The organism is Kibdelosporangium banguiense, assembly GCF_017876405.1.
In the GTDB taxonomy this organism is placed as follows: Bacteria; Actinomycetota; Actinomycetes; order Mycobacteriales; family Pseudonocardiaceae; genus Kibdelosporangium; species Kibdelosporangium banguiense.
The window spans coordinates 6,856,755-6,870,712 of the sequence record NZ_JAGINW010000001.1 but is presented as its reverse complement, the minus strand read 5'-3'; the positions used below and the strand labels follow the sequence as shown (position 1 = coordinate 6,870,712).

At 67.1% G+C, this 13,958-nt stretch carries 12 protein-coding genes and 1 pseudogene; 4 read left to right on the top strand and 9 right to left on the bottom strand.

Going from position 1 to position 13,958, the window contains the following annotated elements; genetic code table 11:
* Positions 1-107: 107 nt before the first annotated feature.
* Together JOF56_RS31880 and JOF56_RS31875 are read left to right on the top strand one after the other, a co-directional pair.
* Positions 108-827, top strand: coding sequence for a lysophospholipid acyltransferase family protein (locus JOF56_RS31880; protein WP_307855349.1), 720 nt, complete (start codon positions 108-110; stop codon positions 825-827).
* Positions 828-936: 109 nt separating this feature from the next.
* Positions 937-1,635 (top strand): carbohydrate-binding protein, encoded by a 699-nt coding sequence (locus JOF56_RS31875; protein ID WP_307855348.1) that lies wholly within the window; start codon positions 937-939, stop codon positions 1,633-1,635.
* 192 nt (positions 1,636-1,827) lie between these two features.
* Here JOF56_RS31875 and JOF56_RS31870 read toward each other — a convergent pair whose 3' ends face one another.
* From JOF56_RS31870 to JOF56_RS31845, 6 genes and pseudogenes are all read right to left on the bottom strand, one after another.
* Positions 1,828-2,760 carry a tetratricopeptide repeat protein gene (locus tag JOF56_RS31870; protein ID WP_209643159.1) on the bottom strand — a complete coding sequence of 311 codons (933 nt, stop codon included), beginning with the start codon at positions 2,758-2,760 and terminating at the stop codon, positions 1,828-1,830.
* A complete protein-coding gene (locus JOF56_RS31865) occupies positions 2,757-5,171 on the bottom strand; it encodes a hypothetical protein (RefSeq protein WP_209643158.1) in 2,415 nt (804 codons plus the stop codon). The genes JOF56_RS31870 and JOF56_RS31865 overlap by 4 nt, the downstream gene beginning before the upstream one ends.
* A 121-nt stretch (positions 5,172-5,292) precedes the next feature.
* Positions 5,293-6,056: pseudogene (gene fabI / locus JOF56_RS31860) on the bottom strand (enoyl-ACP reductase FabI).
* The gene (gene fabF / locus JOF56_RS31855; RefSeq protein ID WP_245378477.1) at positions 6,053-7,315 is read right to left on the bottom strand and encodes a beta-ketoacyl-ACP synthase II; all 1,263 of its coding nucleotides are present in this window, start codon (positions 7,313-7,315) and stop codon (positions 6,053-6,055) included. Before fabF ends, fabI begins: the two are co-directional and overlap by 4 nt.
* 41 nt (positions 7,316-7,356) lie before the next feature.
* Positions 7,357-8,781 (bottom strand): thiamine pyrophosphate-binding protein, encoded by a 1,425-nt coding sequence (locus JOF56_RS31850; RefSeq protein ID WP_209643157.1) that lies wholly within the window; start codon positions 8,779-8,781, stop codon positions 7,357-7,359.
* 176 nt (positions 8,782-8,957) lie between these two features.
* A complete protein-coding gene (locus JOF56_RS31845) occupies positions 8,958-9,737 on the bottom strand; it encodes an alpha/beta fold hydrolase (RefSeq protein ID WP_307855347.1) in 780 nt (259 codons plus the stop codon).
* Positions 9,738-9,803: 66 nt separating this feature from the next.
* Here JOF56_RS31845 and JOF56_RS31840 point away from each other — a divergent pair, with 66 nt between their 5' ends.
* Complete coding sequence (locus JOF56_RS31840; protein ID WP_209643155.1) at positions 9,804-10,958, top strand: acyl-CoA dehydrogenase family protein; 1,155 nt, start codon at positions 9,804-9,806, stop codon at positions 10,956-10,958.
* Positions 10,959-10,967: 9 nt separating this feature from the next.
* Here JOF56_RS31840 and JOF56_RS31835 read toward each other — a convergent pair whose 3' ends face one another.
* Positions 10,968-11,654, bottom strand: a complete 687-nt coding sequence (locus JOF56_RS31835; protein WP_209643154.1) for a TetR/AcrR family transcriptional regulator — start codon at positions 11,652-11,654, stop codon at positions 10,968-10,970.
* 127 nt (positions 11,655-11,781) lie between these two features.
* On the opposite strand from JOF56_RS31835, the gene JOF56_RS31830 reads away from it, so the two are divergent.
* Positions 11,782-12,714, top strand: coding sequence for an NAD-dependent epimerase/dehydratase family protein (locus tag JOF56_RS31830; protein ID WP_209648603.1), 933 nt, complete (start codon positions 11,782-11,784; stop codon positions 12,712-12,714).
* A gap of 6 nt (positions 12,715-12,720) precedes the next feature.
* Here the strand turns inward: JOF56_RS31830 and JOF56_RS31825 are convergent, their stop codons facing one another.
* Together JOF56_RS31825 and JOF56_RS31820 are read right to left on the bottom strand one after the other, a co-directional pair.
* The gene (locus JOF56_RS31825; protein ID WP_209643153.1) at positions 12,721-12,924 is read right to left on the bottom strand and encodes a hypothetical protein; all 204 of its coding nucleotides are present in this window, start codon (positions 12,922-12,924) and stop codon (positions 12,721-12,723) included.
* A 147-nt stretch (positions 12,925-13,071) separates the two neighbouring features.
* The gene (locus tag JOF56_RS31820) at positions 13,072-13,911 is read right to left on the bottom strand and encodes an SAM-dependent methyltransferase (protein WP_209643152.1); all 840 of its coding nucleotides are present in this window, start codon (positions 13,909-13,911) and stop codon (positions 13,072-13,074) included.
* Between the last annotated feature and the right edge of the window lie 47 nt (positions 13,912-13,958).

The window sequence follows — 13,958 nt, the reverse complement described above, 5'->3', positions numbered from 1 at the left end:
GTCACTGCTTGTGCTCGGCGCCACACGGCCCCGGTGACTCAACCATGGGAAGATGACGACAGGGTAATCCGTGCGAAACGGACAGCACTCGTCGAAATGAGGTTCCCGTGGAGCTCGTGTACCCGCCAGTCATCCTCGCCTGCAAGACCTTGTTCCGGGTGCTCGACCTCAAGCTGGACGTGCGGGGCGCCGAGCACATCCCGGCCACCGGCGGGGCGGTTCTGGCCTGTACGCACGTCAGCTACCTGGACTTCATCTTCTGCGGCCTGGCCGGTCTGCCCGCCAGGCGCAAGACCCGCTTCATGGCCAAGAAGCAGATCTTCGCCAACCGCGTCGCCGGGCCGCTGATGCGCGGCATGCACCACATCTCCGTCGACCGATCCGCAGGCCAGGCGTCGTACCAGCAAGCCGTGACCGCCCTGAAGGCCGGCGAGGTGGTCGGCGTGTTCCCCGAAGCGACCATCAGCCAGTCCTTCACCGTGAAGGCGATCAAGAGCGGTGCGGTGCGGATGGCCGCCGAGGCGAACGTCCCGCTCATCCCGATGACCGTCTGGGGCAGCCAGCGCCTGTGGACCAAAGGCCGGCCGAAGAATCTCACCCAGCGTCACGTCCCGATCCTGATCCGCGCCGGCGAGCCGCTGCACCCCACCCCGCAGGACAACCAGGACCAGCTCACCCGGGAGTTGCGCACCCGGATGACGACCCTGCTCGAGAAGGCCCAGGCCGACTACCCCGACAAGCCCGCCGACGCCCCCTGGTGGCTGCCCGCCCACCTCGGCGGCACCGCCCCCACCCCAGAGGAAGCCGCCGCCCGCGACACCCGGTGACACTGTTACCGGCAGCCGCGTTTGTGCTGGGTGATGTGCTGGGCACATGATTCCATGATCGTTTCCTGTGGTGTGTTAATCCTGTGGCAGGAACCGGGAAGGAGTTGGGGTGAGGCGTAGCCTCAAGTGGGCCCTGTCCGGCGCTGCCTCCTGCGCGGCGGCGGGCATGGTGGTGACGCTGTTGGTGAGCCAGCCGGACGCACCGGCCGGCGCGCAGATCGTTGTGCCGCAAGGACAGGACTCCGAGCTGCCGGTGACGACGCAGCCTCCTCAGTCGACAGTGTCCGTGCTGCTTCCGACGCCCTCAGTCGGTCCGGCGCCCAGCAGTCCGGACGCCCAGCCACCGCCGTCGTCATCCACGAGTGCCCGGACACCAAAGCCCGCGCCTCCCCCGCAGCAGGCTCCCGAGAGGACACCGCCTCAACCACAAGGTGTGGACTTCCAAGCGGAGAACGCGACTATCCGTAACGGACGGATCGAGTCCAATCACGCAGGGTTCACCGGCTCCGGCTTCGTCGACTACGACAACGAGGTCGGCAGTTCCGTCGAGTGGACCGTGACCGCCCTCGCGACCACAAGTGTCAACGTTGTCTTCCGGTACACCAACGCCAGTTCCGAGAACCGCCCCATGGACATCACAGTCAACGGGATCAAAACGGCGTCCGTGAACTTCCCACCGACCAACGGCTGGGAAGACTGGCGAACACTGACCATCCGCGTGAACCTGCTCGCCGGCACCAGCAAAATCAGAGCCACCGCGACAACAAGCAACGGCGGCCCGAACGTCGACAAGATCACTGTCGTGTGACCGCTACCCGATCACGAACTTTGTGATGCGGGACCACTTTCGGGGGCGTTGGAGTACATCGGGAAGTGCGCGCAGTGGGGTATCTCGGCGAGCTCGGTGCCGTTGGCACTCATCTGGGGCAGGTAGGACAAGTGGTTGTTCTGCTCGCCGTACATGTACATCTTCGGGATGGGTAGCGGCGTGACAGCCGGCTCAGCTGTGCCGCTCGAAGGTGGCGCGACCGCTGACTTTTCCCACAGCCATGGGGTTTCCGTCCGGTGAGCGGCCGGCTTCGTTGTGGTAGGTGAGGGTGATCTCGTAGTTGCCGGCGGTTTCGGTGGTGGCATACCTGGCCAGGTCCCAGGATTTCTCCGTTGATTCGCCGGGGGCCAGGGTCACGAAGAACTCGGCCGGTGCGGACCCGGCGTTGATCCGGACGCCCGCGCTGTTGCGATAGCCCGCCGGGCCTCGCAGGTCAAGCCATACCTCGCCGGGCCTGCCTGGGCGGTTGAGCAGCATCCGGCGGTTGACGGCTATGGGCTTGTCCGTGGGGTTGTGCAGGATCGCGGTGATCTGGGTGGGTTCGCCCAGCCGGCCCTTCTCCGGGATCACACGGACTTCGAGCCGCAGGGGCAGCTCCTGCGGCGGTGATGCCGGCATCTGGGTCAACAGGGCCTCCTCCAGGTCGCGGTTCGTGGTGATCCTGCCGAGGTAGCGGGCGTCTTCCGCGTCCAGCGGCACGCCGTTCCACCGCTCCAGCGCGTAGACCGCCAAGCCTCCCATCTCGCGGTCGTCGGCTGCCTGCGCGACGCGACGCCAGTCGGCAGCCGCGCCCAGCAGGTCCCGGTCGAGCCGGTCGGGCGGAAGATCAGGGTAATGCCTGGCCGGCGGGTATTCGGTCAGCGTCAGCCGCTGGTCCAGGGCCAGCCGGCCGATGTCACTCAACCGGGCGCGGTTGGCGTCCGCCCGGGCCAGCGCCGCACGGGCCTCGCCGAACCGGTCGAACGCCCAGAGCACGCGAGCGACCTGGAACGCCACAACGGGGTTGTTCGGCTGGGCCTGCGTCGCCTCGGTGTAGCGTGCCAGTGCTTTGGCTGTCCGTCCTTCCCGGAACCACAGCCGGTTGGCGATCAGGAACTGGTTCATGGCGTTGTCTCCACCCGGCATTCCAGGCGCAGCCGGTCGATGATCGGTTCGACCCGGCTCTGCACGCCCACGTTGATCAGTTCACGGATCGCGGTCGCCTCACGGCCGAACAAGGCCGCCAGGCCCGGGTCCGGTTTGAGGTTCCCATGGCTGTCACGTGCCTCGAACCTGGTCGCCAGTTCACGCAGATCTCGCGCGATCGCCTCCGGACTGGTCCGTCCTGGCACTGCGGGAAGCCGCTGCTCGACCATGGCCGCCGCGCGTTCGACCTGGTTGAGGGCCTCGTCGCGGCTGATGATCCGGGTTCGTGGCTGCCGGACGCCCATGTCGGTGAGTTCAAGGGCGTTCTGGATGGCGTCGATGACCGTCGCGTACTGCTCGATGTTCGTCTGGGGCTGGGAGAACACCGGCTCCAGCGCACTCATGCCGGCCAGATCACCAATGGTCGAGAAGTAGTTGTAGGCGCGTTTGGCGGCCTTCAGCCAGTTGCCCCGGTCGGCCTGCTCCACCGCGGCGGACCGCATCGCGGTGGCGAACTCCGCCAATGAGGTCCTCGGTATCTCGTCGGGCACCTCGAGGTAGGCGAGGTTGAAGTCCGCGCTGCCACTGGTCGCCATGAGCTCGGTGCCGTCGGGCTTCGTGGCCGACACGAAAACGACCTTGGTGACGGTGGTGAAACGCCGTTCTTCCGGGTGAGCCGGGTCGTCGACCACGTATCCACGCCAGAACGTGTTCATGTTGCCGCCGGCCAGGTTGGCGATGGCCCGGCCGAGAGTCGCGACAGCGTCACCGGAGTTGATGTCGTCGAGACTCATCCGGATGCCCCGGCCGCCTTCGGGGAACGTGAGCAGATGCCGGAACTCGACTTGCGAGCTGCCGGGCACGGGTCCGCCGCTGATCCGGCGGATGTTGGCCACGAGGCGTTCCGCGGCCATCCGGCCCGCTTCCTGCCGGGTGTTCGCCACCACGTGGATATGCTCGTCGAAGTCCACATCGGGCGGGAACGGGTGGACCCGCCCCTGGATCGCCGTACCGGCGACCGTCATCTCCCCGCCTGCGCTGAGGGTCTCGCCCAGGGAGTACGCGGAGGTCGAGGCCTGGGCGAGGTGCCAGGCGACCTGAAGCCCGCCGTGCAGGTAGCGGACCCTGCCTTCGGCGTCGACCGTGGGAACCCGGTACACGCCGGGGTCACCCGGTTCGACGACCTCGATCAGCGGGTTGTCGGTCAGCGCGACGATGGCCATGGCCCCGGCCCGTCGTCTGCGGATGGCATCGATCTGCGCGTCGACTTCGCGTTCGTTCTCCGGGGTTCTGGTGTCGAGCAGCTGCTGGATCTGACGGCTGGACTCCTGGACCGTCTGCCGGGCGTCGTCGACCGACTGCTGGGGAACGCCCAGGTCGAAGTCTCGGACCTTCTGCTGGGCGGCGTCGTAGCGGGTCCGCAGGCTCGCCTGCAGGCCCGGGGTCATGGAATTGAACTCGGTGGTCAGCCTGCGGGCGACCTCCTGCATGTGCATGACGTTGGTCCGCCAGACCGACGTCGAGCTCGCGTTGCCCGCCGCGTTGGCCGTGCCCGACAGGCCCGTGCCCTCGGAGTGTTCGATCTCCCAGAGGTAGGCCAGAACCTCGTCCCGGGCGACGAACTCGGGCCGCTGCTCGCCCGCGGCGTCGAACTCACTGCCCGGCGCACCGGCCCGAACCTGTTGCACGTGAACGTTTTCGTGCATGACTGTGGAATAGAGCCAGGCGACGTCCTGGAAGGCAGGGTCGTAGATCTCGACCGTCGGCGAGGTGGCCCGGCGCTCGTGTGTGGCCGGGTCCTCCACCCACTGGAAGTTGGTCACCCCTTCGCCTTCGTCGGATCTGGCCACATAGGACCAGCCGGAGGCATTGTTGATCAAGCCACGCCCACTCAGGTAGGCGATCAGGACCTGGAACGCCTTCGCGCGGTCGTTCGCGTGAATGGCCCGGTCGCAGCGGAACCAGGTCGCCTCGTCCAGGGAAGGCACAGTCGCGGACGCCGCCCCGGACAGGATCCGTTGCGCGATGGGCCGAAGGCTCGACCCGATCGCGGCTTCCAAGCGTGCGCTGCCATCGGGTTGCGCGGTGAGGTACTGCCGTTCCGCCAGCGGGGCCTCCGCCAGCTTGGTGACGATCACCTCGGGATCTCCCAGCGCCACGAAATCGTCGACGCTGCCCGACGCGGTCAGGACCTGGCGCTGGATCGGGACACCCAGGTGGCCTGCGACAGCGCGGTTGCCGGCCAGTCGTTGGAGGTACGTGATCGAGGCGGGCGCGATGAAGGGTGCCGGCGTGCCATCCTGGGTGAGCGGGACCTGCTGGGGGTTGTTCAGCGGCGCTCGTGGATCGTCGTGCGGCGTGCGGTTCGGCTCCTCCATGCGTCTTTCCACGCTGCCTCCCCACTTTCCCCCATCTCACTCCTGGTGGACCCAGGACATCCATGCCTTGGCGGGTGACCAAGCGTGGGGTGGTCGTTGCCCGATAAGGCAGCCATTGGAACCGAAACGGCTGTTATGAACCGATTGCGTGGGCGCCGCCGTCGGCCCAGATCATGGAGCCTGTGGTGGCGGGGAGCCAGTCGGAGAGCAGGGCGCAGACGGATTTGGCGACCGCGGTAGGGTCGGTGTCGTCCCAGCCCAGCGGGGCACGGTGGTCCCAGTCCTTGGCCATTTCGACGAAGCCGGGGATCGAGCGGGCCGCGACAGTCCTTAGTGGACCTGCCGCGACCAGGTTGACGCGGATTCCGCGGGGCCCAGTTCGCGGGCGAGGTAACGGTTCACCGATTCCAGGGCGGCTTTGGCCACGCCCATCCAGTCGTAGTCGGGCCAGGCCACTCGGGCGTCGAAGTCAAGGCCGACAATGGACGCCGATGGGGTCAGCAGCGGGAGCACCGCCCGAGCCAGCGAATTGAGCGAGTATGCGCAGACGTGCAGGCTTGTTGACACGTCCGGCCATGGCGCGGCCAGGAAATCGCCCCAGCAACTCTCGGGGGCGAACGCGATCGAGTGCACGACACCGTCCAACTCGTCGGCGTGTTCGCGGATGCGGGTCGCCAAGGTGGCCAGTTGGTCCTGGTCGGTCACATCGAGTTCCATTACCGGCGCGGGTTCGGGCAGCCGTTGAGCGATGCGGTTGACCAGCGACATCCGGCCGAAGCCGGTGAGAATGACCTGGGCGCCGTGCTCCTGGGCGACGCGTGCGGTGTGGAAGGCGATCGACGAGTCGGTGATCACGCCGGTGACCAGCAGTCGTTTCCCGGTCAGCAGCCCGCTCACTGCGCCCACCTCCGCAGTACGAGAACAGCGTTGTGGCCGCCGAAACCGAACGAGTTGCTCATCGCCACCGCGATGTCGTGGTCCTGGGCCACACCGGCGACGAAGTTCATCTCCGGGTCCAGCGGGCGCTCGCAGTTGATGGTCGGCGGGGCCACGCCGTCCTGGATGGCCAGGCAGGACGCGATCGCCTCCACCGCTCCCCCGGCGCCGATCATGTGCCCGGTCATCGACTTGGTCGAGCTCACCGGGATGCGTGTCGCGTGGTCGCCGAGCACCGCACGGATCGAGTGCACTTCGCGCTCGTCACCGATCGGGGTGCTCGTGCCGTGCGTGTTCACGTAGTCCACATCAGACGGTAGAGCGCCCGCGTCCTGCAGAGCCAGCCGCATCGCGGCTTTCGCGCCCGCGCCTTCAGGGTGCGGCGCCGTCCAGTGGTACGCGTCCGAAGTGGACCCGTAACCGATGACCTCGCCGAGAATGGGGACGCCGCGTTCCAGCGCGTGCTCGGCCTCCTCCAGCACCAGCACACCGGCTCCGGAGCTCATCACGAACCCATCGCGGTCCTCGTCGAACGGCCGCGAAGCCTTCTCAGGCTCGTCGTTGCGCGTGGACAACGCCCTCGCATTGCCGCTGCCGGCCAGATCTCCGCGCGTGATGCAGTTGTCCGCGCCTCCGGCGAGCACGACATCGGCGAAGCCGAACTGGATCCACCGGGCCGCCTCGCCGATCGAGTCTGTCCCAGTCGCGCAGGCCGTGCTCAGCGCGCGGCTCGGGCCATGAGCGCCGAACTGCATACTGATCTCCCCCGCTGCGTTGTCGATCGCCCCGGCGATCTGCGCGAACGGGCTCACCGCACGCGGACCTTTGTCCCGCAACGTGTTAGCCACGCCGTGGTTGTAGTTCACGGGACCGTAGCCGCTGCCGATCAGCACGCCTGTACGTGGCGCGAGCTCATCGTCGATGGTGAGTTTCGCCGACTCCACAGCCTGCGTCGCGGCGGCCATGGCGTACTGCGCGTACGTGTCCATCCGGCGGCTGACCTTGTGCGGGATGTAGAGGGCCGGGTCGAACCCGCGGATCTGCCCGGCGATACGCGTCCCGAGGTCCCCGGTCTCGAAGCCTTCCACCAGGTGGATCCCGCTGCGGCCGGCCAGCATCGCCGCCCAGGTGTCGGTCACGGTCAGGCCCAGCGGTGTGATCGCACCCCACCCGGTGATCACCACGCGGCGGCGCAGCTCGCGCATTCGTTCGAGAACCATAACCCACTCCTGTCACTACGGAACGGATGTCGCTACGGATGTCACTGCGGAACGGAGTAGTCTATTTCGGACAGTCCGGGCGGGCGGTCGGCCAGCTCCACGGGGACGTACACCACCGAGACCCGGCCCTGCGCACACACCTCGACGGCATGCCGCAGCACTGGCCCACAGTCGCCGGGGTCTTCCAGAACCGTGTAGTGCACCTGGGACAGGCCGTCGAATCGGTTGGGCGGGAACCCGCCGCCGGCGAACTCGAATCGCTCGCCGTTCAGCCTTCGCTGTTCCAACTGCGCCTGCAGCCAACCATAACCGCCGTTGCAAAGTACCACGTACAACACGCCAAGGCCATGCCGTGCAACGGTTTCCAGGTCCGCGTCGACCATGGCAAAGGCACCGTCACCAACGAACGCGACGACTTGGCGGCCGGGAGCGGCCAACGCCACGCCCCCGGCCGCCGCGGCTCCGAACCCGAGACTTGTCTGTTCGGAAGGGACGATCGATCCCGCCTCAGCAGGGCACGTGAAGAACGGGAAGAAGTAACTCCACATGTCCTGCAACCCGTTCTCCTGGACCAGAATCCGGTCCTCAGGCAGAACATCGCCCAGCGTCGTCAACAGCCCGGCGATGACGGAAGTCTCGGTCTTCGCCTCGGCGACTATCGCAGCCCGCGTCTCGGCGATCCGCATCAGCCAGCCCGGGTCCGGCTCGTGGGTGTCCATCATGGACGACCAGTGCGCCACGACCGCGGCGACATCGCCGACGACGGTGTGCCCGGGGAACTCGGCTGAGAACTCCTCGGCCGCGATGTTGACCTGGACCACCGGCAGCTGCGGCCAGCCGTAGGTCGCGGTCTCCTCAAGCCGGCTGCCCAGTGCGATCACGAGATCGCTGTCCCGCAACAATTCCGCGGCCTGTGGGCGGAGGTAGAGCCCGGACAGGCCGAGGAACCGCTCGTGGTTCTCGTCCACGCTGCCACGACCTGACGCGGTGACGAGCAGCGCCGCACCAAGCCGGTCAGCGAACCGCTCGATGCTGTGAGCGTCGTTGCGGTGGCGGGCACCCCCACCGACCAGCAGTACAGGTCGGCGTGCGGCGCGAACCGCGTCCAGTGCCGGGCTGCTGACGGAAGACTTGTACGCCATGGAGGTTTCGGCGTTCACCCGCCAGGGGAAGGCGCGCTCGATCTCGGCGGTGAGCAAATGATCAGGAAGTTCCACGTACACCGGCCCCGGAACGCCGTGCTGAGCCACCAGCCACGCCCGCTGCAGCGCGGCGGGCACCCGGTTGGGGTGATCCACCCGGTGTGCCCACGTCACCAGTGGCGCGATGAACGACATCTGGTCAAGCTCCTGGAAGGCCGCCGAGCCCCGACGTTCGACACCTGTTCCCGCCGCGAGAACAACCAACGGCGCGGCCGAGCATTTCGCCTCAAGGACTCCAGTGAGGACGTTTGTCGAGTCCACCATGGTGTGACCCGGGTAGGGACAGGACAACAGCCGGACAACAGACTGTAAAAGTTCTTCCAAGATTGCCGGGGTACCAGAGTTTGGAACGTGTGCTATCCGGCCGAGCCGCGATTCCCGGATTCACGGCGGAAACCCGGCACACCGGTCTGGTAATTGTTCTGACAACTATGCGAGCGTCACGGCATCGCGAAGAACTCCTCGACCAGAGTGCTCGCCAACGGCCTGCACTCGTCGAAGTAGGCATGGCGTGCGCCAGGGAAGATGTGCGTCCGCGCCTGCTGAATACGGTGTGCGAGCAGGGGAACATTGGCCGCGGGCGTAAGCACGTCGTCGGCCCCGTGCAGGATCAGGGTCGGCGCGGTGATGCGAGGCAGGACGTCCCATGCGTCGTGGGAGTTGCTGGCCACCAGGTGACCGCGAGCCGCGTGCGGCGGCATGCCGGGATCGCCCAGAACCTGGTACGGGCCGGGGTTCTCGGCGCGCCAGGCCGGCGTGTACATCATGTCCGCCAGGACATCCCGCGAATCGGTCCGGGCCAGTGCCCGCCGGACTTCGTTGGTCCGCTCGATGCCGTGCTTGCCTCCGGGCGACGTGCATCCGAGCACAAGCCGCCGCACCCGGTGCGGGTGCGATACGGCAAGCCATTGCGCGACTCGGCCGCCCATCGAGGTGCCGTAGACGTCGGCCTGATCGATCCGCAGCTCGTCCAGAACAGCAATCACGTCGTCGGCGAATCCCTTTGTGGAGTAAGGGAGATCCGGTTTGTCACTGGCTCCGGTGCCGCGATAGTCCATGGTGATCGTGCTACCGCTGAAGTCTGCGCGCGCACGGTCCCACCAGGTGTGGTTGTTGGCCTGCCCGGCCAGCAGCACAAGGGGCCGCCCGGTGCCGTTCCGCTGATACGCCAGGCTTGTCCCGTCCTCCGCCTTGGCGTAACCGTGTTGTCTCAAGTCCACCGATGTGATCCCATCATCACAAAACTGTATTTCACGCAGACTTCCATGATGTTGCATGATAACTCCATGCACGGGCTCACAGACGAGGAAGCCGCGATCGTCGCGCTGGTCGGCGAGTTCGTCGACCGGGAGGTACGGCCTGTCGCGCGGGAGCTCGACCACACCGACACCTATCCCGAAGACCTCATCCGCCAGATGAAACAGATGGGGATCTTCGGGCTGGCGGTCCCCGAGCCGTGGGGCGAGGCGCACGTGTCCGCCCAGTGCTACGCGGCGGTGACCGAGGAACTCGCTCGCGGCTGGATGAGCCTCGCCGGCGCGATGGGCGGCCACACTGTCGTGTCGAAACTCCTGGCGACCTACGGAACCCAGCAACAGAAGGACATCTACCTGCCCAGGATGGCCACCGGCGAGATCCGCGCGACGATGGCCCTGACCGAACCGGGCGGCGGCTGCGACCTGCAGGCCATCCGAACCACGGCCCGGCGCGACGGCGACGGCTACGTGATCAACGGCTCGAAGACGTGGATCACCAACGCCCGCCACTCCCAGCTGATCGCCCTGCTGTGCAAGACCGACCCGGCGGCTTCCCCGCCACACAAGGGAATCAGCATTCTGCTGGTGGAAAAGGGGCCGGGCTTTCACGTGTCGCGGGACCTGCCGAAGCTGGGCTACAAAGGCGTGGAAAGCTGCGAACTCGCCTTCGACGACTTCGCCGTGCCCGCATCCGCGCTCCTGGGCGAAACGGAAGGCCACGGATTCGCGCAGATGATGCGCGGCCTGGAAATCGGCCGCATCCAGGTCGCCGGCCGCGCACTGGGCGTCGGCCGGGCCGCACTGGAAGATTCGCTGCGCTACGCCCAGCAACGCGAAACCTTCGGCAAACCGATCTGGCAACACCAGTCCATCGGCAACCACCTCGCCGACATGGCGACAAAACTGGAGGCAGCGCGCCAGCTCGTGCACCACGCCGCCCGCTGCTACGACTCAGGCGAACGCGCCGACCTGGAAGCCGGAATGGCCAAACTCTTCGCCTCCGAAACAGCCATGGAAGTCGCTCTCAACGCCGTCCGCATCCACGGCGGCTACGGCTACTCCACAGAGTTCGACGTAGAACGCTACTTCCGCGACGCCCCCTTGATGATCGTCGGCGAAGGCACCAACGAAATCCAGCGCACCGTGATCGCCCGCCAGCTGATCAAACGCCACCCCATCGCTTAGCCGGGCCTCTCAGCGGGGAATTCCGGCCTGGTCGGCCATCAGGGACATGTGGTGGTCGAAGTAGTCGGCGCGGGATTCGATCACGTCGTCGAGGCGGCCGAAGACCTCGAAGCTGATCAGGCCGAAGAGGTGGGTCCAGGCGGCGAAGACGCGGTCGAGGCGCTCCTCCGGCATGTCGCCCGAGTGCTGGTCGATCGTCCGGCGCAGGTCTGCGCGAACCGGCGCGGGGATGGGCACGGGCGGCAACGGCTCCAGGTTCTCCGCGCCGTCGGCGACGACACCCGCGAGCAGGAACACCACTTTTGCCGCCAGGGGAACGGTTTCCTGCGGGGCGGAGTAGCCGGGGACCGGATTTCCGTAGAGCAGGCCGTATTCGGCTGGATGGGCCAGCGCCCATGTTCGTGCCGCGTGGCATGTCGCGAGCCAGCGGCCGCGTAGGTTGTCGCGGGGCACAGCCGCCTCGGCTTCGGTCGCCGCTGTGCCCAGTGCGTCGTACGCGTCGATGATCAAGGCTGTCAGCAGGGCGTCCCGGCTTGGGAAGTACCGGTACAGGGCCGAAGCGACGATGCCCATGTCCCTGGCCACGCCGCGCAGGGACAGGTTCGCGCCTTCGGCTGCCAGGTGCCGGCGTGCGACCTGCTTGATCTCCTGGTTCATCTCCGAACGGACCCGGGCACGCAACGAGGGTGCTGACATGCCCTCAGTGTGACACAGATCCGAGAACACCCGACCTAGGCGAGAACACTGTTCTTGACGACAGCGCCGCGAGTACGGTGTACTTGCCCGAGAACGGTGTTCTCGCGAGGTGGAGTGGGTGTCCCGAATGTCGCATCACGTCATCGTCGGAGCCGGTCCGGTCGGCTCGGCCACTGCCCGGCTGCTCGTCGGCCAAGGCGAACAGGTCCGCCTGCTCACCCGCAGTGGCGGCGGCCCGCAGCAGGATGGGATCACCCGAATCGCCGCGGACGCGACCGACGCCGACGCTCTCGCCCGGCATGCCGAAGGCGCCCGAGCGCTGTATTGCTGCGCGGGTCCGGCGTATCACCGCTGGTCCACCGAATGGCCGCCCATTGGCGCCGCGCTTGTACGCGCCGCGGAGGTCACCGGCGCAGTGCTCGTCACCACCGGCAACCTCTACGCCTACGGCCAGGTCGACGGCCCGATGACCGAACAACTGCCGCTGCGTCCCAACTCCACGAAGGGCGAGGTCCGGGCAAAGCTATGGACTGACGCACTGGCCGCACACGAGGCAGGGCGGATCCGTACGGCTGAGGTCCGCGGGTCGGACTACCTGGGCGCGGGCACGCTTTCCCCGTTCAGCGCCTTGGTGCTTCCCAAAGTGTTGAAAGGCAGCAAAAGTTCCATCCCCGCCGACTTGGACGCGCCGCACAGTTGGACTTACGTCGGTGACGTGGCCCGCATGCTGGTGGCAGTCGCAGCGAAGGAAAGTGCGTGGGGCCGTCCATGGCACGTGCCTACTGCGGCCCCGATGTCTGTCCGCGCGCTTGCCATCCGCGCTGCCGAACTCGCGGAAGCGCCGCCCGCTCAGGTGACCAGGATGCCCGGTTTCGCGCTCCGCCTCGCCGGGTTCTTCAATCCGGCCGCGCGAGAGATGCTTGAAGTCCAGTACCAGTTGCAGAGGCCGTTCGTGCTCGACTCGTCGGCCGCCACAGCCACCTTCGGGCTCGAGCCGACCCCGGCCGACGAAGCGTTGCGCGAGACCATCAGGGGTCTGCGCACACCATCGATGCGCTGACGCCTGTCAGTGCCGCGCCGCGGCCGAACGCCCGAAGGCCGAGCCGAGCAGGCCGCCGTGGATCCGCCAGCAGGTCGCGCAGAGATTGCCGGTCTGGTCGCCGATGGCGGGACCGGCTTCGCCGCACAACGCGCGGTCGGACGTCTTGACAGGATCCGGAGCCCACAGGTGGACCACCCCACGGGCCACAGAGCCTTGCGCGCGGATCATGGCAGACCTCGATCCAAGACTCGTCAGAGCACCAGCCGGATCTGGTGCATCTGCACGTGCATTTGCACGGGCGTTGAGCGTAGCACGCAGATCGGCCTGGTCAGTGGTTCTGTTGCGCCACCGAGATGTCAGACGATTACCGGCCACCTACGGTTTACGTGCGACGGCACCTACGAGTAACCGCTGCATCGGGGCCAGTGGCGCGGACGGCGGGCCGTCGGGCCACCACTCCGCGATCGGCACCATGCCGGGCTCGGTCAGTTCCAGGCCTTCCAGCATGGCCATGATCTGGTCCATCGTGCGGAACCAGCCGCTGCCGATCGGGCTGGTCAGGTAGACCTCCTGCGCCCGGGCGGCCAGTTCGGCCAGCTCGTGCTCCGGCCCCGGATCGAGCAGATGGGCGAACACCACATAGGAACCCGGCGCGGCCACGTCCACGAGTTCGCGCATGATCGCCCAGGGGTCGCACTCGTCGGGAACGTGACACAGAGTGCTGACATGGCTGATCGCCATCGGCTGCTCGAAATCGATGTACTTGCGGACTTCCGCGTTGCCGGTCACGTTCCGGGCGTCACGCCAGTCGATGTCCACGATGTGCGTATGGTCGTTGTCCTCCAGCAAGGCCCGGCCGTGCGCGAGCACAAGCGGGTCCATCCCGACGTAGACCACGGTGGCGTCCCGGTTGGCTCGTTGCACCACGTCGTGCACGCTGTCGCCGACCGGGAAACACGCACCGAACTCCAGGAACTGGCCGATCCCCGCCGCGCCGGCCAGGAATCTGGCGGCCCGCAGCAGGAAGTGCCGGTTGTCCCACGCGACCTTGGAGTACTCCGGCGCGACCGCGGTGAGCTGGTCGCGCACCTCGCGGTCGGTCTCGTAGTTCTCCTTGCCGCCCAGCAGAGCGTCATAGACGCGCGCCAGAGTCGTGCCCGACTCGTCCATGCCCGCCCCGCCCTCGGCAAACGGACCATCGCCCCGGCCAGCCATCCTCTCAGCCTAAAGGTCGCACGCGACCGCGTCTGGCAGTTACGCCC

Bases quoted from the DNA above. Each gene is read 5' to 3' on its own strand.
- JOF56_RS31830 (WP_209648603.1), top strand. From the start codon at position 11,782: ATGTCGCATCACGTCATCGTCGGAGCCGGTCCGGTCGGCTCGGCCACT.
- JOF56_RS31835 (WP_209643154.1), bottom strand. From the start codon at position 11,654: ATGTCAGCACCCTCGTTGCGTGCCCGGGTCCGTTCGGAGATGAACCAG.
- JOF56_RS31825 (WP_209643153.1), bottom strand. From the start codon at position 12,924: ATGATCCGCGCGCAAGGCTCTGTGGCCCGTGGGGTGGTCCACCTGTGG.
- JOF56_RS31820 (WP_209643152.1), bottom strand. From the start codon at position 13,911: ATGGCTGGCCGGGGCGATGGTCCGTTTGCCGAGGGCGGGGCGGGCATG.
- JOF56_RS31850 (WP_209643157.1), bottom strand. From the start codon at position 8,781: ATGGTGGACTCGACAAACGTCCTCACTGGAGTCCTTGAGGCGAAATGC.
- JOF56_RS31870 (WP_209643159.1), bottom strand. From the start codon at position 2,760: ATGAACCAGTTCCTGATCGCCAACCGGCTGTGGTTCCGGGAAGGACGG.
- JOF56_RS31840 (WP_209643155.1), top strand. From the start codon at position 9,804: ATGCACGGGCTCACAGACGAGGAAGCCGCGATCGTCGCGCTGGTCGGC.
- fabF (WP_245378477.1), bottom strand. From the start codon at position 7,315: ATGGTTCTCGAACGAATGCGCGAGCTGCGCCGCCGCGTGGTGATCACC.